We start from the raw sequence: 20,429 nt of genomic DNA, 5'->3' as shown, positions 1-20,429 counted from the left end.
GCGCGGCGCGGTGGGCCTGGTGGTTAACGTCGAGACCATGCAGGGCCTGGCACGGCTGCGCGCCCTGGTGCCCGGCGTGCCCCTTGCGCCTGTGGCCGGTGACGACCTGGCCGAGCGCCTGGGTCTGCGGCATTACCCGGTGCTGATCACAGCCACCGGCATCGAGCAATGAAGCCATGTCGGGGAAACAGCCGGTCGAGGTTCTGCTGCGCCCAGCGGTGGAGTTCTATACCGTCGCGGCGTGTGCAGGCGCCGCGTTTCTGTCCCTGGTGGCCCCGTGGTCGCTCGCGCTGAGCCCCGCCATGGGCGTCGGCAGTGCGCTGGCGTTCTGCATCTACGGTGCCATCCGCTACCGCGATGCCCGCGTCATCCTGCGCTACCGACGCAACATTCGCCGCTTGCCGCGCTATGTGATGACCAGCAAGGACGTGCCGGTCAGCCAGCAGCGTCTGTTCGTGGGACGCGGATTTCTGTGGGAGCAGAAACATACCCATCGGCTGATGCAGACATACAGACCGGAATTTCGCCGCTACGTCGAGCTGACGCCGGCCTACCGGCTGGCGCGCAGGCTGGAGGAACGGCTGGAGTTCGCGCCATTCCCGCTGTCCCGGCTACCTGCGCTCACGGGCTGGGATGTGCCTTTCAACCCGGTGCGCCCGCTGCCGCCTGTGGGCGGCCTGCCGCGCCTGCACGGCATCGAACCCGATGAGGTGGACGTCAGCCTACCGCTGGGTGAGCGCGTCGGGCATTCGCTGGTGCTGGGCACCACGCGCGTGGGCAAGACGCGGTTGGCCGAGTTGTTCGTGACTCAGGACATCCGGCGCAAGAACGCCGACGGCGAGCACGAGGTCGTCATCGTCATCGACCCCAAGGGCGACGCCGATCTTTTGAAGCGAGTGTACGTCGAGGCCAAGCGCGCGGGGCGCGAGGGCGAGTTCTATGTCTTCCACTTGGGCTGGCCCGACATTTCCGCGCGCTACAACGCTGTGGGCCGCTTTGGGCGCATCAGCGAGGTGGCCACCCGTGTTGCAGGGCAGCTCTCCGGGGAAGGCAACAGCGCGGCATTTCGCGAGTTTGCGTGGCGCTTCGTCAACATCATCGCCCGCGCCCTGGTGGAACTGGGGCAGCGCCCGGACTACATGCTGATCCAGCGCCATGTGATCAACATCGACGCGCTGTTCATCGAGTACGCCCAGCACTACTTCGCCAAGACCGAGCCCAAGGCCTGGGAGGTCATCGTCCAGATCGAGGCCAAGCTCAACGAGAAGAACATCCCGCGCAACATGATCGGGCGCGAAAAGCGCGTGGTGGCGCTGGAGCAGTACCTCTCGCAGGCGCGCAACTACGACCCGGTGCTCGACGGCCTGCGCTCGGCAGTGCGCTACGACAAGACCTACTTCGACAAGATCGTCGCATCGCTGCTGCCGCTGCTGGAGAAGCTCACCAGCGGCAAGATCGCCCAGCTTCTGGCCCCGAACTACTCCGACCTGGCCGACCCACGCCCGATCTTCGATTGGATGCAGGTCATCCGAAAGCGCGCCGTGGTCTATGTCGGCCTCGATGCGCTGTCCGACGCCGAGGTCGCCGCCGCAGTCGGCAATTCCATGTTCTCCGACCTGGTTTCGGTCGCCGGCCACATCTACAAGCACGGGATCGACGACGGCCTGCCGGGCGCATCGGCTGGCTCGCGCGTGCCGATCAACGTCCATGCCGATGAGTTCAACGAGTTGATGGGCGACGAGTTCATCCCGCTGATCAACAAGGGCGGCGGCGCTGGCCTGCAAGTCACCGCGTACACACAGACGCTCTCGGACATCGAAGCACGCATTGGCAACCGCGCGAAGGCCGGTCAGGTGATCGGCAACTTCAACAACCTGTTCATGCTGCGCGTGCGCGAGACGGCTACCGCTGAATTGCTGACCCGGCAATTGCCGAAGGTCGAGGTCTATACGACCACCATCGTCAGCGGCGCGACCGACAGCTCCGATATTCGTGGAGCGACAGACTTTACGTCAAACACCCAGGACCGCATCAGCATGTCCAGCGTGCCGATGATCGAGCCATCGCACATCGTCGGCCTGCCCAAAGGCCAGTGCTTCGCGCTGCTGCAGGGCGGTCAGCTTTGGAAGGTGCGTATGCCGTTGCCGGCGCCAGACCCGGATGAAGTGATGCCGGCGGACTTGCAGCAACTGGCCGGGCACATGCGCCAGAGCTACAGCGAGGCCACGCAGTGGTGGGAGTTCACCAGCTCCCCGGTCTTGCAGGACGCGGCCTTGCCGGACGATCTGCTCGATGAGACGGCCATCGCCACACCCATCACCGGCACGGGCGACACGGCCAGCGAAGAGGCCGCGCCATGAGCGATGCCGCCTCGACTGCGCAGCGCGAGCAGAACCGCCGCCAGGGCTTGATCGTCGGCACCATCACCTTGCCGCTCCGGCTGCTCGGGGTGCTGGTCGGCTCGCTGCTGTTCTCGATCCTGATGGAGTGCATCGGCATGCACCTGTTCTGGAAAGACCAGGGCTGGCAGCACTCCCAGCAAATGTTGCAGTACGAGCTGGGGCACCTGTCCAAGCATTTCACGCGCAGCGTGGTCGTGCAGGAGCCGGGGCGAACGGCGCACGAGCTGGTGGACACGGGTTATGAATGGGTGTTCGTGCGATCAGGGCTCCTGGAGCGCATGAGCCAGACCGCCGAGCGCGCCCGCGCGCCCAGCCAGGGGAAAAACCAGGACGGAGGGCGCAACTTCCGCTACTTCATCAGCCAGGTCTATGTCTGGACGGAGAGCTACCTGATCGCCGCAGCCTTCACGACGCTTACTTTCCTCGTGCGCCTGCTGGTCCTGGCGCTCACGCTGCCGCTGATCTTCACGGCCGCTTTCGTCGGCCTGATCGACGGTTTGGTACGGCGGGATGTGCGCCGGTTCGGCGCAGGCCGGGAATCCGGCTTTATCTATCACCGAGCGAAAGCGAGCCTGATGCCGCTGGCCGTGCTGCCCTGGGTCACGTACCTGGCGCTGCCGATCTCGGTGCATCCGCTGCTGATCCTGCTGCCCAGCGCCGGCTTGCTGGGGCTGGCCGTGAGCCTGACTGCAGGGAGCTTCAAGAAGTACCTCTAGGCCATCAATCCGGTCATCCGCAGGTTCTTATTGTTTGCGGCCTGATACGCCTTTGATCGCCACGATCAAGCCATTGCTTATCACACAGGAATGGCGCGATGTTGGCTCCGATCTGGCTGCGCGCCGCGCATCGCGGCGTGCCCACTTTTCTCGTGACGGCCCTGCTGATGGGTCAGTTCCCGGTTGCCTTGGCCGAATCCCCGGCACAGCGCCAGGAGCTGGTTGCCGCGCTACGCCAGCTCGACGCGCTGGAGCGCACCATCGCGGATGGCGCTGCACACGCACCCATCCAGCCGGGCGAGCGCTACCACTTCGATTACCCACGACTGCTGGCTGATCTGGCGCGTGTGCGCGCCGGCATCCAGGCCCATCTCACACCGTCGCGCGCCCAGCCACGCGACCTCTCCGAACTGGCTGGTGAGTACCGCACCGAGCGGACCGCCCCGCCATCGCTGCCGACGACTGCGCAGGGCAGACCATGAACGGCGCCCAGGTCTCGGCATTTCAAGCCAACAGCGGTATCGCGCCGTCCGCGATGGCGACCGTTCTGGTCGGCATCGTGTTTGCGGTTCTGCTCGCCTGGGGCGTCTGGGCCATCCGAACGGCCTACGTGGGGTGGGCCGAGAACCGCCTCAACCAACGCCAGTTCCTCGGCGTCTGCATCCGCTTCGTCGCGATGTACCTCGTCATGACGTTCTTCCTCCTCTCCTGACCTGAAGGGATTGACCATGCCAAACCGCATCCTCACTACTCGTTTTGTCCAACGCGCCGCCGTCGCCCTGGGTGCCGCCGCGCTGCCCGCGCTGTCGTTTGCGCAAGGTCTGCCGCAGCTGGAAAACCCGACCCGCGGCGCCGGCAGCGGCATCATGGAAACAATCAGGAACTACGGCTACGACATCATCATGCTCGTGGCCCTCCTGGTGGTGGCGTCGATGTTCATTGGCGTGTGCTACCACGCCTACGGCACCTACGCGGAAATCCACACCGGTCGCAAGACTTGGGGGCAGTTCGGTCTCACGGTCGCCATCGGCGCCGTCCTGCTCGTGATCGGCATCTGGCTGCTCACCGAAGCCACCGGCATCCTGTAAGCGAGGACGGGCTATGTCCGAGCAACAGCATGTCCGTGCCGATGGGACAGTCACGTTCCTTCCACACCGGCTCAACAGCCACCCGGTGGTCGTGCGCGGCCTCACTGCCGATGAGTTGTGGATTTGCTGCGGCCTGTCCGGCGCTGCCGGCCTGGTGGTTGGCGCGCCGCTGTCCTGGGTGTTACGCACCATTGCCATCGCGCCGACCTTCGTTGTCCTGGGCGTGGCGCTGGGCGTTTTCATCGGCGGCGGCATCCTGCGCCGTCTCAAGCGTGGGCGTCCCGACACCTGGCTGTACCGGCAGTTGCAGTGGCGCATTGCCACGCGCCATCCGCTGATGGCCGGTTGGGTGGGCGGCCATGTGCTGATCTCGCGCTCCGGCTTCTGGACCATCCGCAGGGGCATGCACGGGGGCGCGCGATGAGCCGTTTCAAGAACGAGATCACCCACCTGCAGGCGCACATCAAGACGCTGCGCCTCGGCGCGGGTGCGCTGGTCATCGTCGCCCTGGTCATGGGCGGCGGCTGGTGGAGCGCACCGCGCGATCTGACCATCCACGTCCCGCCTGACCTACGCTCCGGCAGTACCCGCAAGTGGTGGGAAGTGCCGCCCGAGTCGGTCTATGCGTTCACGTTCTACGTGTTCCAGACCCTCAACCGCTGGCCGACGAATGGCGAAGAAGATTACCCGCGCAACCTCCATACGCTCTCGCCGTACCTCACCCCGTCCTGCCAGGCATTCCTCAAGGCGGACTACGACTACCGCCGCAGCACCGGCGAACTGCGCCAGCGGGTGCGCGGCATCTACGAAATCCCCGGTCGCAGCTATGGCGACAACCCCACGGCGCGCGTGCGTGTGATCTCCGACCGCGACTGGGTGGTGACGTTGGACATCAGCGCCGACGAGTACTACGGCGCCGAGCAGGTCAAACGCGCCCTGGTGCGCTACCCCGTAAAGGTCGCGCGGGTGGACGTCGATCCCGCACGCAACCCGTTCGGCCTGGTGATCGACTGCTACGAGGGCACGCCCCAGCGCATCAGCGCACCGGAGCCGACGCGCCCGGTGCCTGGTGGCCTGACGCCGCAAGCGCCTCAAGGAGGTAATTCCTCATGAAGCCCATGAAGCATCCTGTACTCGCGCTGCTGGGGCTGCTGGCCGTGGCCGCCGCAGTGGTCGTGTCCCCCGCTGTCCAGGCGGTGGAGATCCTGCGTTGGGAGCGCATGCCGCTGGCGGTGCCGTTGAAGGTCGGCCAGGAGCGCATCGTGTTCATCGACCGAAACGTCCGCGTGGGCGTTCCCGCAGGCGTCGGTGAGCGCTTGCGCGTGCAGAGCGCGGGCGGCGCGGTGTACCTGCGCGCCAGCGAGCCGATCGAGCCCACTCGGCTGCAATTGCAGGACGCCGACACCGGCGCGCTGATCCTGCTCGACATTGCGGCGGAGCCGCCCAAGGACGGCGAAGCCGAGCTGGAACCGGTGCGAATCGTCGAGGGCAACAACTCAACAGCGCGCTATGGCGATCAGCCTGACGGTGCCGATGCGCCCCATGCACGCGCTCAGGAGCAGGCGGGCACCCGGACGGCGCGGCGCGAAACGCCAATCCCCGTCGTGCTGACACGTTTTGCTGCGCAGAACCTCTACGCACCGCTGCGCACCGTGGAAGCCTTGCCAGGCGTCATGCGGGTCAACCTGCGCCGCGACCTCGACCTCGGCACGCTGATGCCGACCTTGCCGGCACGCGCGGTCGCGCTCGCCTCGTGGCGCCTGGAAGACCAGTGGGTCACTGCCGTGCGCCTGACCAACAGTAGCAGCGACTGGATCAGCCTCGACCCGCGCGTGCTGCAAGGGGATTTCCTCACCGCCACCTTCCAGCACGAGGCGCTTGGCCCGCGCGGAACCCCCGAGGACACCACCGTCCTGTACCTGGTGACGCGCGGGCACGGCCTCGCGCAATCGCTGCTGCCGGCGATCCATCGCTTCGACCCCGCTGTGCATCTCCCGCAGCCCAAAGCAGCAGCCAGCGACGACAGGGAGGCCCGCCATGCGCAGTAACGGACTCCTGAAGTGGCTGCTGATCCCCGTGGCCCTGCTGGTGCTGTTTGTCGCCATCCGGCTGTTTTCCGGTGGCGGTGCGTCGGCACCGCCTGTCGCGGATGGCGGCGGCAGGCTTACGCCGGAAGAAATGAAGGCGCTGGGCATCGAGGGTGACACCCCGCGCGACACCGTGGCGACGCTGGTTGCCCAGGTGAAGCAGTTGCGCACCGAGCTTCAGACCGCGCTGTCCGACAACAGGTCGCAGCGTGAGGAGAACCAGCGACTGCGCCAGCGCGAGAACGCCATCGAACAACGCATCAGTTCCGCCCTCGAATCCGAGCGCTCCAACCTGCGCCGCGACCAACAGCAGGCGGCCAGCGCGCGCCAGCAGACCGAGGGGCTGCTCGCTGACCTGCAGCAGCGCCTGGACAGCATCGGCGGGCGTGGCGGCGGCCATGCCGATTTGCCGGTGGGGCTGGGCCTGCGTGACGGCGACGAGGCCGGCATGGAAGGCGGTATGCGCTGGGTGGAGCCGGATGACGCGAAACAAAGCGACGGGCGTGGCAGGTCGAATGGCGGCATAAGCTTCCCCACCAGCTTCGGTTCCGCACAGAGCACGCTGGAAACCACAGCGCAAACCGTGGCGAACGCGGGCGCACGCGCGGCAGGCGTCAAGAGCCCGACGCCCGTCTATACCGTGCCGACCAACTCGACGCTGATGGGGTCGGTGGCGATGACGGCGCTGATTGGCCGCGTGCCGATCGACGGCACGGTGAACGATCCATACCCCTTCAAGGTCTTGGTCGGGCCTGACAATTTGACCGCGAACGGCATCGACATTCCCGATGTGGCCGGGGCCGTGTTCTCCGGCACCGCATCGGGCGACTGGACGCTCTCCTGCGTGCGCGGCCAGGTGCGCAGCATCACCTTCGTGTTCCATGACGGGACCATCCGCACCATCCCCGAGGATCGTGAGGGCAACCAGCAGAACAACCAACAACGCGACGGCCTGGGCTGGATCAGCGACCCGCACGGCATTCCCTGTGTCAGCGGCGAGCGGCGCAGCAATGCGCAGCAGTACCTCGGCACCCAGGCGCTGATCACGGCGGCTGGGGCTGGCGTGGCCTCGCTGATCGAATCCGACAGTGGCAGGGCGTCCTATGTCGGCGCCGACGGCTCCATCGGCAGCGTGGGCATCAGCGGCCAGGAAGCCGTGGGCCGGATTCTCGCCAGCGGCGTCCAGGACATGTCGAGCTGGGTCAACAAGCTCTACGGCCAGGCCTTCGCTGCCGTTTATGTGCAGCCCGGTGCCAAGGTCGCCGTCCACCTCGAAAAGCCGCTCGCCATCGACTTCGATCCCGAAGGCCGCAAGGTCGATCACCGCGCAGGAGAAAGCCATGCCCTCGAACTTGAATAGCTGGGCTCAGGGCCTGGCGCTGGCCTTGGCCGTCGCGCTGCTCGGTGGCTGCGCCACCAGCAAGGAAAAGCTGCTGACCCACGGCGACAGCACGATGATGAACATCTGGCAGCAGAACGCCGGCGACGGCGGCGGTGGTGCCGGCCAGGTAGCGCGCAGGCAGTTGCTCGATGCGCGCCAGAGCCTGCGCAGGCCGCTGACCGAGATGGACGTGCAGGCCGCGCCTGCCGAGCAGATGCGCTACACGCGCACGGCGCGCAACGAGGTCTACCGCCAGTTCCAGCGCCTGCCCAACCCCGATCTCGTGATGTACGTGTATCCGCATTTGGCGGGCACCGACCCAGTGCCGATTCCGGGCTATACGACCGTGTTCCCGCTGTACCAGCGCGTGCAGTACGCCATGCCAGGCGAGCGCGTGGAGGATTACTGATGCGCTGGAAACTCCCCAGACCGAAGCCGACCGCGCCGAAGCTGGCCGCATCCGATGCTGACGACGACGAGCAGCCGGACGGCTGGCAACGCCACGTCGAGGCACTGCGCCAGGTCGGCATCCCCGAACCCGGCACGGCGGTGCAAGGCCGCAGGCCGGCGACCCTGGCAGACGAGCAGGCGCTGTACGAGGTCGCGCCGTCGTTCGTGGAACTGCTGCCCTGGGTGGAGTTCCTGGCGCAGTCGAAAGCCATGTTGCTGGAGGACGGGCAATCGGTGGCGGCGTTCTACGAGCTGGTGCCGCTGGGCACCGAAGGCCGGGAACCTGGCTGGCTCGCGCAGGCCCGCGATGCCTTGGAAAACGCGCTGCAGGACAGTTTCGATGAACTGGATGAGAACCCCTGGGTGCTGCAGCTCTACGCTCAGGACGAGCCCAGTTTCGACCAGTACATGCAGACCCTGCGCGACTATGTGCAGCCGCGCGCCCGTGAGACGGCGTTCACCGAGTTCTACCTGCGCTTCTTCGGCCATCACCTGCGCGCGGTGGCCAAGCCGGGCGGTCTGTTCGAGGACACGGTGGTCACACGGCTGCGCTGGCGCGGCCAGACCCGGCGTGTGCGCATGGTGGTCTATCGCCGCGTGACCGGCCAAGGGCAAAACAGCCGCCGCGGGCAGACGCCCGAGCAGATGCTCAATATCGTTTGCGACCGCCTGTGCGGCGGACTGGCGAACGCCGGCATTCAGGCCCGGCGCATGGTGGCTGCGGATGTTCACGACTGGCTGCTGCGCTGGTTCAACCCGCGTCCCACGTTGCTTGGGCCTGGGGCCGAAGACAGGGAGCGCTTCTATGCGCTGGCGCGCTACCCCGACAGTACGGAGGCCGGCGAAGACGGCGAGATCGAATTGGCGAGCGGGCGGGATTTCAGCCAGCGGCTGTTCTTCGGCCAGCCGCGCTCCGACGTGGCGCAGGGCACCTGGCATTTCGACGGCCTGCCGCACCGCGTGCTGATCACCGACCGCCTGCGCATGCCGCCGGGCACAGGGCACCTGACCGGCGAGACACGCAAAGGCGATGCCATCAACACGCTGTTCGACCAGATGCCCGAGGACACCACCCTTTGCCTGACGATGGTCGCCACGCCGCAGGATGTCCTTGAGGCGGACTTGAACCACCTGGCCAAGAAAGCGGTCGGCGAAACCCTGGCGTCGGAGCAGACGCTCAAGGACGTGCATGAAGCCCGTTCCCTGATCGGCAGCGCGCACAAGCTCTATCGCGGCACGCTGGCGTTCTACCTGCGCGGGCGCGATGAGGCGGAACTGGACCGACGCGGCCTGGATCTGGCGAACGTCATGCTCAACGCTGGCCTGCAGCCGGTGCGCGAGGACGACGAGGTGGCACCGCTCAACAGCTACCTGCGCTGGCTGCCGTGCTGCTACAACCCCGGCCAGGATCGGCGCAAGTGGTACACCCAACTGATGTTCGCCCAGCACGCGGCGAACCTCTCGCCGGTGTGGGGCCGCGCCCAGGGTACGGGGCACCCCGGCATCACGATGTTCAACCGCGGCGGCGGGCCGATCACCTTCGACCCGCTCAACCGCCTGGACCGGCAGATGAACGCCCACCTGTTCCTGTTCGGCCCGACGGGTTCGGGCAAGTCGGCGACCCTCAACAACCTCTTGAATCAGGTCACGGCGATCTACCGACCCCGCCTGTTCATTGTCGAGGCCGGCAACAGCTTTGGCTTGTTCAGCGACTTTGCCCGGCGCCTGGGCCTGACCGTGAACCGGGTCAAGCTCGCGCCGGGCTCGGTCGTTACCCTGGCGCCGTTCGCGGATGCGCGCCGGCTGATCGAGACGCCCAGCGACGTGCAGACGCTCGACGCCGATGCCCTGGACGAAGACCTGCCGCCCGATGCTGTGGCCATGGAGGCAGATGAGCAGCGCGACGTACTGGGCGAATTGGAGATCACCGCGAGGCTGATGATCACCGGTGGCGAAGACAAGGAAGAAGCCCGGATGACGCGGGCCGACCGCTCGCTGATCCGTCAGTGCATCCTCGATGCCGCAGAACACTGCCACAGCAAGGATGGCGAGAAGCGCACCGTGCTCACGCGCGATGTGCGCAATGCGCTGCGCACGCGCAGCCAGGACCCGACGCTGCCGGAAATGCGGCGTGTGCGACTGCTGGAGATGGCCGACGCCATGGACATGTTCTGCCAAGGCACGGACGGTGAAATGTTCGACCGCGACGGTTCGCCGTGGCCCGAGGCCGACATCACCCTGGTCGATCTGGCGACCTATGCCCGCGAGGGCTACAACGCGCAGCTCTCCATTGCCTACATAAGCCTGATCAGCACGGTGAACAACATTGCCGAGCGCGATCAGTACCTGGGCCGCCCGATCATCAACGTCACCGACGAAGGGCACATCATCACCAAGAACCCGCTGCTCGCCCCCTACGTGGTGAAGATCACCAAGATGTGGCGCAAGCTGGGGGCCTGGTTCTGGCTCGCCACACAAAACATCGACGATCTGCCGCGCGCCGCAGAGCCCATGCTCAACATGATCGAGTGGTGGATCTGCCTGTCGATGCCACCCGATGAGGTGGAGAAGATCGCCCGCTTCCGCGAACTCTCGCCTGCGCAGAAGGCGCTGATGCTTTCGGCGCGCAAGGAAGCCGGGAAGTTCACCGAGGGCGTCATCCTCTCCAAGAGCCTGGAAGTGCTGTTTCGGGCCGTGCCACCGAGCCTCTATCTCGCGCTTGCGCAGACCGAACCCGAGGAGAAAGCCGAGCGTTACCAACTCATGCAACAGCACGGCATCAGTGAACTCGACGCGGCCTTCAAGGTGGCCGAGAAGATCGACCAGGCGCGCGGCATCGAGTCGCCGGCCTTGGGCCTGCCGCAATAGCCGCCGGAGACTGCCGTGAAACCGAAACATCCTTCCATTCCGATGCCAGTCCAGGCGCTCCGCCATCGGCGCTCGCGCAAGCGCTGGCCCTGGTTCTTGGCCGCTGGATTGATCGCGCTGCTGCTGATCTGGCTCGTGTCCCGCGCACCCAGCGAACCCGCGTCGTTGGCTCCCGCGCCGGTCAGTACCGCGCAGGTGGCCGGGCCGCCCTGGCAAATGGGCAACGCGCAGGGCCGGTTCACGCTGACGCTCTATGCCGACCTCGAATGTCCGTTCTGCCGGGAGTACTTTCCGCAACTCAAACGCTGGGTGGGCGCCAACGCGGACGTAGCCCTGCAATGGCAGCACCAGCCGCTGGCCGCGCACGAACCGGCCGCCTCTGCCGAGGCACGCCTGGCCGAGTGCGCCGCCGAAAGTGGCGGGCATGTGGCCTTTTGGCAGGCCATTGAATGGGTCTATGCGCACACGCGCAGTGACGGCCTGGGCTTGCCCGAGGGCCTGCGCTATCCCGGCCTAAACCCAGCCGTCGAGCAGTGTTTGGCCAGCGAGCGGCCCGAAACGTTGATTCGCGCTCAGGCCGAGGAAGCCACCAAGGGCGGCGTGACCGCGACGCCATCCCTGCGACTACACGATCGCCAGACCAGCCAGGCGATCCTGCTGCAGGGGCCTATCGAAGGCGATGCACTGCTGTCGGCCATGGACATGCTGGCAGCTGAGGATTCGGTCGTTTCACCCACTACGGAAATGCCTGCCGACGTCGTCGGCGACATGCCCAGGTAGCCCGCGGTCATTGAGGCTACGGCGCAGCACGCTGCGCTGACCGCTACCCGTTCGCCCCGCATCCTGGCCGCGAACGATCACCGCTGCTGCGGTGATGGATGCACCTTGTTCCATTCCCTGGAGGGCCTGCCCTCCAGGGGCATGTGCGCCCTCCGATTTCCCTGCCTGGAGGTTCGCCATGTCTGTCGTCATCAATGACTCCTGCCTGGAGTCGCTTTCCGATATTTCTGTTCAGAACGAGGACTGGATCGTCCAGCAAGCCATCGTGTTGCTGGAGCGACGGGTTTTCAAAGCAGGGCCACGTCTTGAACGGCCCGCTGCGGTCAGGGACTACCTTCGCTTGAAGCTGGTCGCCGAGCCCAATGAGATATTCGTCGTCGTGTTCATGAACAGCATGCACGACGTGCTGGCCGTGGAGCCGATGTTCCATGGAACGATCAATGCGACCTCGGTTTATCCGCGTGTCGTGCTGCAACGCGCTTTGCAACTGAACGCCGCTGCGGTCATCTTCGCCCATCAGCACCCCTCGGGCACCACCGAGCCATCCAATGCGGATCGCTTGCTGACCGAGCAGTTGAAGACGGCCTTGGCGCTTATCGACGTGCGGGTACTTGACCATTTCGTGATTGGTCAGGGCACACCGTACTCGTTCGCCGAGTCTGGTCTTTTGTAGGAAGGCCCGTGGTTCACTGATCACAGCGGGGGCTTCGGCCTCCGCTTTTTTCCATGCGGCAGCACCGAACAGGTATGCGGGGTGCCCGCGATGCGCATTGTTTGTTGGGGCGGCAGCGGGTTCGCGTTCGACTATGGCTCTGATCAACTTCCAGGGCACGCGACATGCCAGCATCTTTATTCCGCTTCGCATCCGGCTGGCGAACCCTTGGCCTGGCCGTTGCACTGCCGGCATCCTTGGCCGTTTTCAGCCCAGCCACCTTCGCCGCCGATGTGGTGGTCGTCACCGACAGCCGCCACCCGGTCAAGACCATGGGTGGCGAGCGGTTGATCGAGTTGGATGAAGGCCCGCGCATCGAAGCCGAGCTTTCCGCACAGCTGCCCGCCGATCCTGAGCAGGCCACGGCCATCGTCAAGCGCCGTCTGAACAACGGCGGTGCCGACCTCCAGCGCCGCATTGCTTCCGCATACCAGGGCGTCGCCGACGCATGGAGCCTGGGCGTCACCAGCATCCCGGCGGTCGTGGTGGATCAGCGTTACGTGGTCTATGGCGAGCCGGACGTGGCCCGTGCCGTCGCGCGCATCGAGCAACACCGGAGGCCGCAGCCATGACCCGACCCTTCGAGCGGATGCGCCGCCTGCGTGCTGGCGTGGTCTCAGTGCTGCTGCTCAGCGCCACGGGCAGCTACGCCCTCAACACCGCAACCATCGTTGGCTCAGTGGCATCGCCGGACTGCCTCGAATACCGCGTCGTCGGCATCTGCTACTGGCTCTACTGCACCTGGACGGGCTGCACGGTGCGCACATCCATCAAGGTCCGCCACTACATCCCCGATGCGGTCGTCTCCAGCTACAGCAACACCGGCGAGAACCCTTGGGTCGAAGTCCGGGCGATGAGCGCGCCCAACCCATCCGCGCAGGCCGGCGGGGACGGCACCACCAACGAAGACCACGAAAACAATCTCGCCAAGTTCAAGAACGCGGACGTCATCGGCCATCCCGGCGTCGAGGTGTTCAACCAGTTCGTCTCATCGTCGGGCTACTTCTGCGAGGGCGCGGGCACGGCGTTCATGCCGTATCTGCTCAGCACCCTGGACACACTGGCCTGGCGCTACAACGTGCCGGATATGGCCTACCCGGAGGCACTAATTCCGGGCAGGCGCGAGGTCGGCGCGCGCACCACGATGAACCTGTGGGGCAACGTCTATCCGCGCGGCGGCTTCCTGCACCAGGCCGACGACCACAAGGCCGGCGCCGTGGTGGCCCAGCGCGCCGGCGATGTCGTCACGCGCCGTGGGCAGATTCACGTCTATCAGCCGCTGCTCGCCAACTCGCGGCCCGGTTACTGGCCTGCCGGCGCGCTGATGGAAGGCGATGCCTCGACGGGCAAGTGGCAGGAACTCACGCCCGTCCTGTCCTCGTCCTGCACGGTGTTCCCGCGCAGCGGCTTCCTGACCCAGGCGCAGCAGGGCGATTACGCCTGGGCGCTGTGGCGGCCCTATGCGTGCTGCGAACGTCGCGGCCAGGTATTCCTCGGCAGCGTCGATTTCCAATGAGGGTACGGCGATGAAGCGTCCTGAACTGACAAACCTCTCCACCAAGGCGTGCCGCCTGCTGCGTCCCACGGTATTGGCTGGGCTGCTGGCTGGCGCACTCGTTCTTGGCGGCGGCCTGGCGTGGGCGCAGGCCGGATTTCAGACCGGCGGCTCCGTGATCGGCGACGAAGTGATGTATTCGATTGGCGGCGGCAGCGCGGTGTCCATGGGCCGCGCGGCCGGCATGCGCTCGATCGGCGTTGGCGTGGGCTGGAACAGCAACCTGATCTGCGGCGACATGAGCATCCAGACCACGCTGCGCAACCAGCTCAACGGCGTCACCAACGGCTTTCAGCAGATCATGAGCAACGTGATCCAGAGCGCCACCAGCGCGGTGGCATCGCTGCCTGCGCTGATCATCCAGCGCGCCGATCCCGGCCTGTACAACCTGCTGACCAACGGCGTGCTGCAGGCGCGCCTGGATTTCGACCGCTCCAAGCTGACCTGCCGTGCCATGGCCGAGAAGATGGCCGACACGGCGGGCGGACAACTCGGCTGGAGCCAGATGGCCGAAGGCATGGCACTGCGCGATGCGGTGTCGAGCACGGATGCCGTGTCGGCAATTGAACAGGCGGAGACGCGCCGCGGCAACGACGGCGTGCCTTGGGTGGGTGGTAGCAATGCGGGCGGCGCAGGCCAGTCGGCCATCCGCGTGGTCGGCGACGTCACCCGCGCAGGCTACAACCTGGTCAACGGCCGCAGCGTGACCGACACATCGTCCATCGCTGCCGCCAGTTGCGCGAGTCTGTCTTGCCAGACCTGGACCTCGCCACAGCAGGCGACCGAATGGGCCACACGGGTTCTCGGCGAACAGGTGCAGCGCACTTGCGATGCCTGCACCAAGACCGAAACGGTGCCCGGCGTCGGGCTGACGCCGCTGATCCAGGAGGAGTACGAGGCAAAGCTGGAAGCCTTGCAGGAACTGGTCTCGGGAACGCGCAACACCACCTTCGAGAACCTGCGTGCGGCTGGCAGCACCTCGCTGCCCATCACACGCGGCGTCATCGAGGCGCTGCGCGACGAGCCGGATCAAGACCTGCTGGCGCGGCGCCTGGCCTCGGAGGTCGCGCTGGCGTCGGTGCTGGAGAAGGCATTGCTGCTCCAGCGCACCCTGCTGACCGGCAAGAAGGAGCCCAACGTCGCGGCGAACCAGTTGGCGGTCGAGGCCGTGAACCACGAGAGCGACACGCTCGACCAGGAAATCCGCAACCTCAAGACCGAGCTGGAGCTGCGCCGCGAGCTGGCGAACAACTCGCCCATGGCCATCATCCAGCGCCATGGCACACGCGCGGCTGGCTCACGTGGCATCTACGAAGGCGATCCCATTCCCGACCGCCTCGACCGGCTCCAGAAGGGCAATCCGGGAGGCAACCCATGAACCCGTCGCGTGCCAGCTGGCTGCGCCCGCGCTGGCTGTTCAACCGGCGCGCGATGAAGGCGCTGCTGTGGACGGTGTTGCTCGTTGCCGCCGCTGTGGGCGCCAACATCGTCGGCATTTATCTCGTCGGCAGCGTTGCCAACTGGGAGCGGTGGCTGGCGGCCACGGCAGGCTACTTTCTAGTGTGGCGGATGTGCCTGTACGGCGCGACAGCCTACGGCTGGGTCTGGATGCGCCGCCGGCTGCTGGCGCGTGAGGCCCAACGCGGGGCTGATAGGCAGGCGCGACGGCGCCTGCTGCGCAGCGAGATCGCCGGCGTCGCCGCCATTGTGGCGCTGGAAGCCAGCCTGTTGATGCAGGCCGCTTGAAGGGGCGAGGACATGACGCTTTTCACCACCGACTACTTGGAGTACTACCTGACGCTGGTGTCGTGGATCGTCCATAACGGCATCTGGGCCGTGCTGGTGGCGAGCGGCGTATTCGCGCTGCCTTTCATTGCCATCATCGTGCAGGAATGGCTGAAGGCCCGTGCGGAGGGCGCCGACGAAGGCAACAAGGGCGTGCTCTCGGCTGCGCGCATTGAGAACCGGGTGTTCGTCGCCATCGTGGTGGTGATGTTCGCCGGCATCCCATTCATCGACGTGGATCTCAACACCATCCGCTACGACAGCTCGCGCTCGGCCCAATGCCAAGTCAGCGTGCCGCAGCCCACCGATACCGGCTGGTCGCAGTCCTTCAGCACTATCAACAACCAGTCGGCGAAGGTGCCCGTCTGGTGGGCCTTTATGCACACACTCTCGCGAGCAGTGACCGGTGCCTCTGTGGCGGCGATTCCCTGCGGCACCGACTTGCGGCAGATGCGCATGGAGATCGACGCGACGCGCATCGACGACCCGGTATTGGCTCAGGAAGTGGCGGATTTCTCGCGGGACTGCTACGGACCGGCACGCGCCAAGCTCTTCATGCAGCGCCCGGACCTCGATGAGACACAAATGCACGACGTGACCTGGATCGGCTCGCGCTTCTTCACGGACACCGGCGGCTACTACGACAGCTATCGCTCCAGCACACCACGCGATGACTGGCCCTACGACAGCAACCGTGATGCCGGGCTTGCGCAGGTGGCCAGCGGTGGCGGCTATCCGTCCTGCAGGCAGTGGTGGGCCGATGGCAGCAATGGCCTGCGCGCACGCCTGCTGGGGCAGGTAGACCCAAGCCTGCTGAATCGCCTGGCGGGCTGGGCCGGCTTTCTGAGCCGAGCCGAGGTGGACGACTCGGTAATCCGCACCATCGCCTCGCCGCGGCAGCAGAAACTGAACCAGGGCAACGTCTATACGGACTACGGCGGCCAAATCGACAAGACCCTGCCAAACATCGTGACGCGGGCCACGGGCGACGTCGGCATGGCTGTCGGCGCGATTGCCGCGTTTCCCGCCATGGACGTGGTGCGCCAAGCGCTGCCCATGGTGCTCGGCTTGCTCAAGATGGCGCTGGTCATCTGCATCCCGCTGGTGCTGGTTGTGGGCACCTATGACTTGAAGACGGTCGTTACCGTGAGCGTCTTGCAGTTCGCGCTGTTCTTCGTCGATTTCTGGTTCCAGCTCGCGCGCTGGATCGACAGCACCATCCTCGATGCGCTTTATGGCTGGGGCTTCGGCTGGAACCGGCCACACGCCAACTTCGATCCACTGGTGGGGCTGAACAACGCCTTTGGCGACCTGTTGTTGAACTTCGTTATGGGGACGATGTTCATCGTGCTGCCCACCTTTTGGATCGGTGCGCTGACCTGGGCCGGAATCCGCGCTGGAACGATCGCAAACAGTTTCTCAGCAGGTACGAGGGACGCAGGCGCTGCCGGTGGAAAAGGAGCTGGCGCAATGTCAAGGAAGTTGAAGTGACGCACGCTCAAGCCGAGTGTCAGTCATCATCCTTGTACATCTCATGAGATGTGTCGTTGTAGAGATTCGGGTCATAACCCGGTGTCTCTCGAAGTTCTTCCAAGGTGGTAGGAAACTGCAAATGGAACTCTTCGTCTGAATGGCTCTGATTTGCTGCCCATCCCACAGCCACGACACAAACCAACAGCAGTGCCAGCCAGAACGCGGAATAGAGCAGTACACCGAGCACGGCCAGCTTGACCACCCACAACAGCACGGTGGCACCAACTACCGGCACGCCCCTGTACACCAACCAGCTCGACGCCCGCCGTTCGCCACGCGCATAGGCGCGCCATCCACGGCCAAAGCTACGGCCGAGGCGTTCTGCGGTGCTGATGCGGGTCGTCGTGTTCATGGTCGTCACCTGCTATATGTGAAATCACTACTCCAGTTTGCTCCAATCCTGCTTGCTTGCCTGTACCAATGCGCTCCATTCGTCCGGCGGATTCCCGCGCCCGAGCATCTTCTCGAACACGGCATACGGGTCTGATTTGCTTCCCGAAGACCGCAGGGTCTGTTCATCGTTGACCCAGGCGTACACGATGACCTTCGCCTTCGAGTCGTAGCGGAAGAACAGCCGGTATCGCCTTCCGAGCTTGGCCCGCCGCCAGTGGCGATATGCCGGCCCCATGGTGTTGCCTTGCCGGTACTCATCGCGCGCCGGGTCACTCGGTATCACGTCTTGTATCAACTGGGTCAAGGCCCGGAAGAACTTGACGTTGGCGTTCGATCCGAACCCTTCCGGGTCGTTGCCTTGGGCGCGCAGCACAGCCGCGCGCAGCTTCATCAACTGCTCGATCAGGTTGTCGTGGAACAGCAGTGTCCAGCCATGCTGTTGCATCAGATTTCCACGTCCTCATCGAAATCATCGCCCAGGTCCACCTTGTGCCCCGCGTGCTCCAGCATTGTGCGAGCCAGATTCTCGGGCAGGCCGCGCACATTCCGACCCGCTTCAATGTCGCGGGCCAGCAAGGTCAGAAACGCGGCAATGGCCGGGTCCTCGTGCTCGGCATCGGCGCGGGTCACGACGACCTCACTGCCACGAAGCTCGAACGCAAGCTTGCTGCCGGTATCGGCCCCAAGTGCCTGTCGGATGGACTTGGGTAGCGTGATCTGGCCTTTGGAGGTCAGCGTGGCAACTTCGTGAATGGCAGGCATGGCGGCTCTCTTGATCGCAATGCCCGCATTGTAAGGAAATATCCTTACCTCGTCAATGAAAGGTCTCACCGGGGTCCTCCAGCATCCAACAATGAATCTCATCGTAGGGTGGGAACAGCCAGCCTTCCTGCATCAATCCGGCCCCGCCATACCCGCATTGACGGTGGACAACCAATGCTCACCGCTCTATATCCAAAGGCTTCTAAAGGCCAAAGGGCCGAAACGGCAAGGGAATGGGGTGCAAGGGGAAAGGCCCTACCCGAAAAGGCGAAAAGGCCGCCCGCTTGCCCGCCACCAGGACACCCACATGCTCTCTCTGTTCCAGCGGAAACGGCCTCCGGTCGCTGCCGCTCCGTCGCCTGCACCCGTCACCGATCTCCCGAAAGGGCTGCTGCAACCGGAATCGGCCGCATCGCTGCTGGCGACACCGCGCCGGCAGAAGCTGCTGGAACACATCTGGCAGCGCACCTCGCTCTCGCGCAAGCAGTTCGCCGCGCTGTACCGCACGCCGATGGAACGTTATGCCGAGTTGGTTCAGACTTTCCCTGCATCCGAAGCACATCACCATGCCTACCCAGGCGGCATGCTCGACCACGGCCTGGAAATCGTCGCCTACAGCCTGAAGCTGCGCCAGTCTCATCTGCTGCCCATCGGCGCCAACCCCGAGGATCAGGCTGCGCAAGCCGAAGCCTGGACCGCTGCCGTCGCCTACGCCGCACTGCTGCACGACATCGGCAAGATCGCCGTCGATCTGCACGTCGAGCTGGCCGACGGCTCGATCTGGCATCCGTGGCACGGCCCGCTGTGCCAGCCATACCGCTTCCGCTACCGAGACGATCGCGAGTACCGGCTCCACAGCGCCGCGACAGGCTTGCTCTACCGGCAACTGCTTGACCGTGAAGTCCTGGATTGGCTCAGCTGCTATCCGTCGCTGTGGGCACCGCTGCTCTACGTCCTGGCCGGGCAGTACGAGCACGCTGGCGTGCTGGGCGAATTGGTGGTGCAGGCCGACCGAGCTTCCGTGGCCCAGGAACTGGGCGGCGATCCCACACGCGCCATGGCCGCGCCCAAGCACGCACTGCAACGCAAGCTGCTCGACGGGCTGCGTTACCTGCTCAAGGAGGAGCTGAAGCTGAACCAACACGAAGCCTCGGATGGCTGGCTCACCGAGGATGGTTTGTGGCTGGTGAGCAAGACGGTCTCGGACAAGCTTCGGGCACATCTGCTGTCCCAAGGCATCGACGGCATCCCAGCGAACAACACCGCCGTGTTCAACGTGCTGCAGGATCACGGCATGTTGCAGCCCACGCCGGACGGCAAAGCGATCTGGCGTGCGACCGTGACCAGTTCCACCGGCTGGAGCCACTCGTTTACGTTGCTACGGCTGGCACCCGCGCTGATCTGGGAATCTGGTGAGCGACCGGCACCGTTCACCGGGACGTTGACGATCGACACGCCCACCGCAGTTGAAGATGTCGAAGCAGGAGCCACCCTTTCTGCGAACGGCGCGACGTCCGCTTTGGAGAATCCAAACGCTCCGCCAGCGGAGGGTAGTGGCATCACCTCAGCCCCTCCACCCAAGGCCCAGGCCAGCCCCGACGTCATAGCGGACATGCTGGCGATGGTGGGAACGGGAAACTCGCCAACCACAGATCAGGATGTGGAAACCGTCCCGGACGAAGTACCCGCAACTCTCCCCGATGCGACCCAGCCGCCCTTGGCCGCCGCTGCGCCTTCGTCACCGGCCTTCACGTCCTCGACGACACAGCCATCCGGCGAGCACTTCATGGCGTGGCTGAAACATGGCATCGCCACGCGGCGGCTCATCATCAACGATGCGAAAGCGCTGGTGCATACCGTGAGCGACACCGCCTACCTGGTCAGCCCTGGCGTGTTCCAGCGCTATGCGCAGGAACA

The 20,429-nt window shown here is 65.3% G+C and carries 23 protein-coding genes; 20 read left to right on the top strand and 3 right to left on the bottom strand.

Features of this window, described 5'->3' with window-relative positions:
• From LO50_RS24035 to LO50_RS07030, 19 genes are all read left to right on the top strand, one after another.
• Window positions 1-172, top strand: a 172-nt coding sequence (locus LO50_RS24035) for a PFL_4695 family integrating conjugative element protein (RefSeq protein WP_152623956.1), incomplete at its 5' end; no start/stop codon positions are given.
• Between the two features lie 4 nt (window positions 173-176).
• Window positions 177-2,360 (top strand): type IV conjugative transfer system coupling protein TraD, encoded by a 2,184-nt coding sequence (traD, locus tag LO50_RS07115; protein WP_014596099.1) that lies wholly within the window; start codon window positions 177-179, stop codon window positions 2,358-2,360.
• Entirely contained in the window at window positions 2,357-3,118 is a 762-nt protein-coding gene (locus tag LO50_RS07110) for a TIGR03747 family integrating conjugative element membrane protein (RefSeq protein WP_012205979.1), read from the top strand. Before traD ends, LO50_RS07110 begins: the two co-directional genes overlap by 4 nt.
• Before the next feature lie 98 nt (window positions 3,119-3,216).
• Window positions 3,217-3,600, top strand: coding sequence for an integrative conjugative element protein, RAQPRD family (locus LO50_RS07105; protein ID WP_012251136.1), 384 nt, complete (start codon window positions 3,217-3,219; stop codon window positions 3,598-3,600).
• Complete coding sequence (locus LO50_RS07100; RefSeq protein ID WP_014596097.1) at window positions 3,597-3,830, top strand: TIGR03758 family integrating conjugative element protein; 234 nt, start codon at window positions 3,597-3,599, stop codon at window positions 3,828-3,830. Before LO50_RS07105 ends, LO50_RS07100 begins: the two co-directional genes overlap by 4 nt.
• Before the next feature lie 16 nt (window positions 3,831-3,846).
• Window positions 3,847-4,206 (top strand): TIGR03745 family integrating conjugative element membrane protein, encoded by a 360-nt coding sequence (locus tag LO50_RS07095; RefSeq protein WP_012205982.1) that lies wholly within the window; start codon window positions 3,847-3,849, stop codon window positions 4,204-4,206.
• A 13-nt stretch (window positions 4,207-4,219) separates the two neighbouring features.
• Window positions 4,220-4,630, top strand: a complete 411-nt coding sequence (locus LO50_RS07090; protein ID WP_014596096.1) for a TIGR03750 family conjugal transfer protein — start codon at window positions 4,220-4,222, stop codon at window positions 4,628-4,630.
• Window positions 4,627-5,319 (top strand): PFL_4703 family integrating conjugative element protein, encoded by a 693-nt coding sequence (locus LO50_RS07085; protein WP_014596095.1) that lies wholly within the window; start codon window positions 4,627-4,629, stop codon window positions 5,317-5,319. The genes LO50_RS07090 and LO50_RS07085 overlap by 4 nt, the downstream gene beginning before the upstream one ends.
• Before the next feature lie 5 nt (window positions 5,320-5,324).
• A complete protein-coding gene (locus tag LO50_RS07080) occupies window positions 5,325-6,254 on the top strand; it encodes a TIGR03749 family integrating conjugative element protein (protein ID WP_026383919.1) in 930 nt (309 codons plus the stop codon).
• The gene (locus LO50_RS07075; protein WP_014596093.1) at window positions 6,244-7,653 is read left to right on the top strand and encodes a TIGR03752 family integrating conjugative element protein; all 1,410 of its coding nucleotides are present in this window, start codon (window positions 6,244-6,246) and stop codon (window positions 7,651-7,653) included. The genes LO50_RS07080 and LO50_RS07075 overlap by 11 nt, the downstream gene beginning before the upstream one ends.
• Window positions 7,634-8,083 carry a TIGR03751 family conjugal transfer lipoprotein gene (locus LO50_RS07070; protein ID WP_012205987.1) on the top strand — a complete coding sequence of 150 codons (450 nt, stop codon included), beginning with the start codon at window positions 7,634-7,636 and terminating at the stop codon, window positions 8,081-8,083. The genes LO50_RS07075 and LO50_RS07070 overlap by 20 nt, the downstream gene beginning before the upstream one ends.
• Window positions 8,083-10,992 carry a conjugative transfer ATPase gene (locus LO50_RS07065; RefSeq protein ID WP_014596092.1) on the top strand — a complete coding sequence of 970 codons (2,910 nt, stop codon included), beginning with the start codon at window positions 8,083-8,085 and terminating at the stop codon, window positions 10,990-10,992. Before LO50_RS07070 ends, LO50_RS07065 begins: the two co-directional genes overlap by 1 nt.
• Window positions 10,993-11,007: 15 nt before the next feature.
• On the top strand, window positions 11,008-11,772 hold the full coding sequence (locus LO50_RS07060; protein ID WP_014596091.1) for a DsbA family protein: 765 nt from the start codon (window positions 11,008-11,010) through the stop codon (window positions 11,770-11,772).
• A gap of 178 nt (window positions 11,773-11,950) precedes the next feature.
• Window positions 11,951-12,445, top strand: coding sequence for a RadC family protein (radC, locus tag LO50_RS07055; RefSeq protein ID WP_012205990.1), 495 nt, complete (start codon window positions 11,951-11,953; stop codon window positions 12,443-12,445).
• A 164-nt stretch (window positions 12,446-12,609) separates the two neighbouring features.
• Entirely contained in the window at window positions 12,610-13,056 is a 447-nt protein-coding gene (locus tag LO50_RS07050; protein ID WP_008266034.1) for a TIGR03757 family integrating conjugative element protein, read from the top strand.
• Window positions 13,053-14,000: a TIGR03756 family integrating conjugative element protein gene (locus LO50_RS07045; protein ID WP_014596090.1), complete on the top strand. Its 948-nt coding sequence runs from the start codon at window positions 13,053-13,055 to the stop codon at window positions 13,998-14,000. The genes LO50_RS07050 and LO50_RS07045 overlap by 4 nt, the downstream gene beginning before the upstream one ends.
• 10 nt (window positions 14,001-14,010) lie before the next feature.
• Complete coding sequence (locus LO50_RS07040; RefSeq protein WP_008266424.1) at window positions 14,011-15,417, top strand: integrating conjugative element protein; 1,407 nt, start codon at window positions 14,011-14,013, stop codon at window positions 15,415-15,417.
• Window positions 15,414-15,785, top strand: coding sequence for a hypothetical protein (locus LO50_RS07035; protein ID WP_014596088.1), 372 nt, complete (start codon window positions 15,414-15,416; stop codon window positions 15,783-15,785). The genes LO50_RS07040 and LO50_RS07035 overlap by 4 nt, the downstream gene beginning before the upstream one ends.
• Window positions 15,786-15,797: 12 nt before the next feature.
• Complete coding sequence (locus LO50_RS07030; protein WP_014596087.1) at window positions 15,798-17,315, top strand: conjugal transfer protein TraG N-terminal domain-containing protein; 1,518 nt, start codon at window positions 15,798-15,800, stop codon at window positions 17,313-17,315.
• A 19-nt stretch (window positions 17,316-17,334) separates the two neighbouring features.
• On the opposite strand, the gene LO50_RS07025 is transcribed toward LO50_RS07030, so the two are convergent.
• The 3 genes from LO50_RS07025 to LO50_RS07015 are packed head-to-tail and all read right to left on the bottom strand — an operon-like array spanning window position 17,335 to window position 18,512.
• Complete coding sequence (locus tag LO50_RS07025) at window positions 17,335-17,709, bottom strand: DUF3742 family protein (protein ID WP_014596086.1); 375 nt, start codon at window positions 17,707-17,709, stop codon at window positions 17,335-17,337.
• 27 nt (window positions 17,710-17,736) lie between these two features.
• Entirely contained in the window at window positions 17,737-18,195 is a 459-nt protein-coding gene (locus tag LO50_RS07020) for a type II toxin-antitoxin system YhaV family toxin (RefSeq protein WP_023124769.1), read from the bottom strand.
• A complete protein-coding gene (locus tag LO50_RS07015) occupies window positions 18,195-18,512 on the bottom strand; it encodes a type II toxin-antitoxin system PrlF family antitoxin (protein WP_014596084.1) in 318 nt (105 codons plus the stop codon). Before LO50_RS07015 ends, LO50_RS07020 begins: the two co-directional genes overlap by 1 nt.
• Before the next feature lie 307 nt (window positions 18,513-18,819).
• Here LO50_RS07015 and mobH point away from each other — a divergent pair.
• Window positions 18,820-20,429 (top strand): MobH family relaxase (gene mobH / locus LO50_RS07010; RefSeq protein WP_044314549.1); only part of this gene is annotated, 1,610 nt, incomplete at its 3' end.

The sequence above is a fragment of the Stutzerimonas stutzeri genome (genome assembly GCF_000935215.1).
Taxonomy (GTDB): Bacteria; Pseudomonadota; Gammaproteobacteria; order Pseudomonadales; family Pseudomonadaceae; genus Stutzerimonas.
Note: the sequence above shows the minus strand (reverse complement) of the source record. Positions and strands in the feature narration are given on the sequence as shown.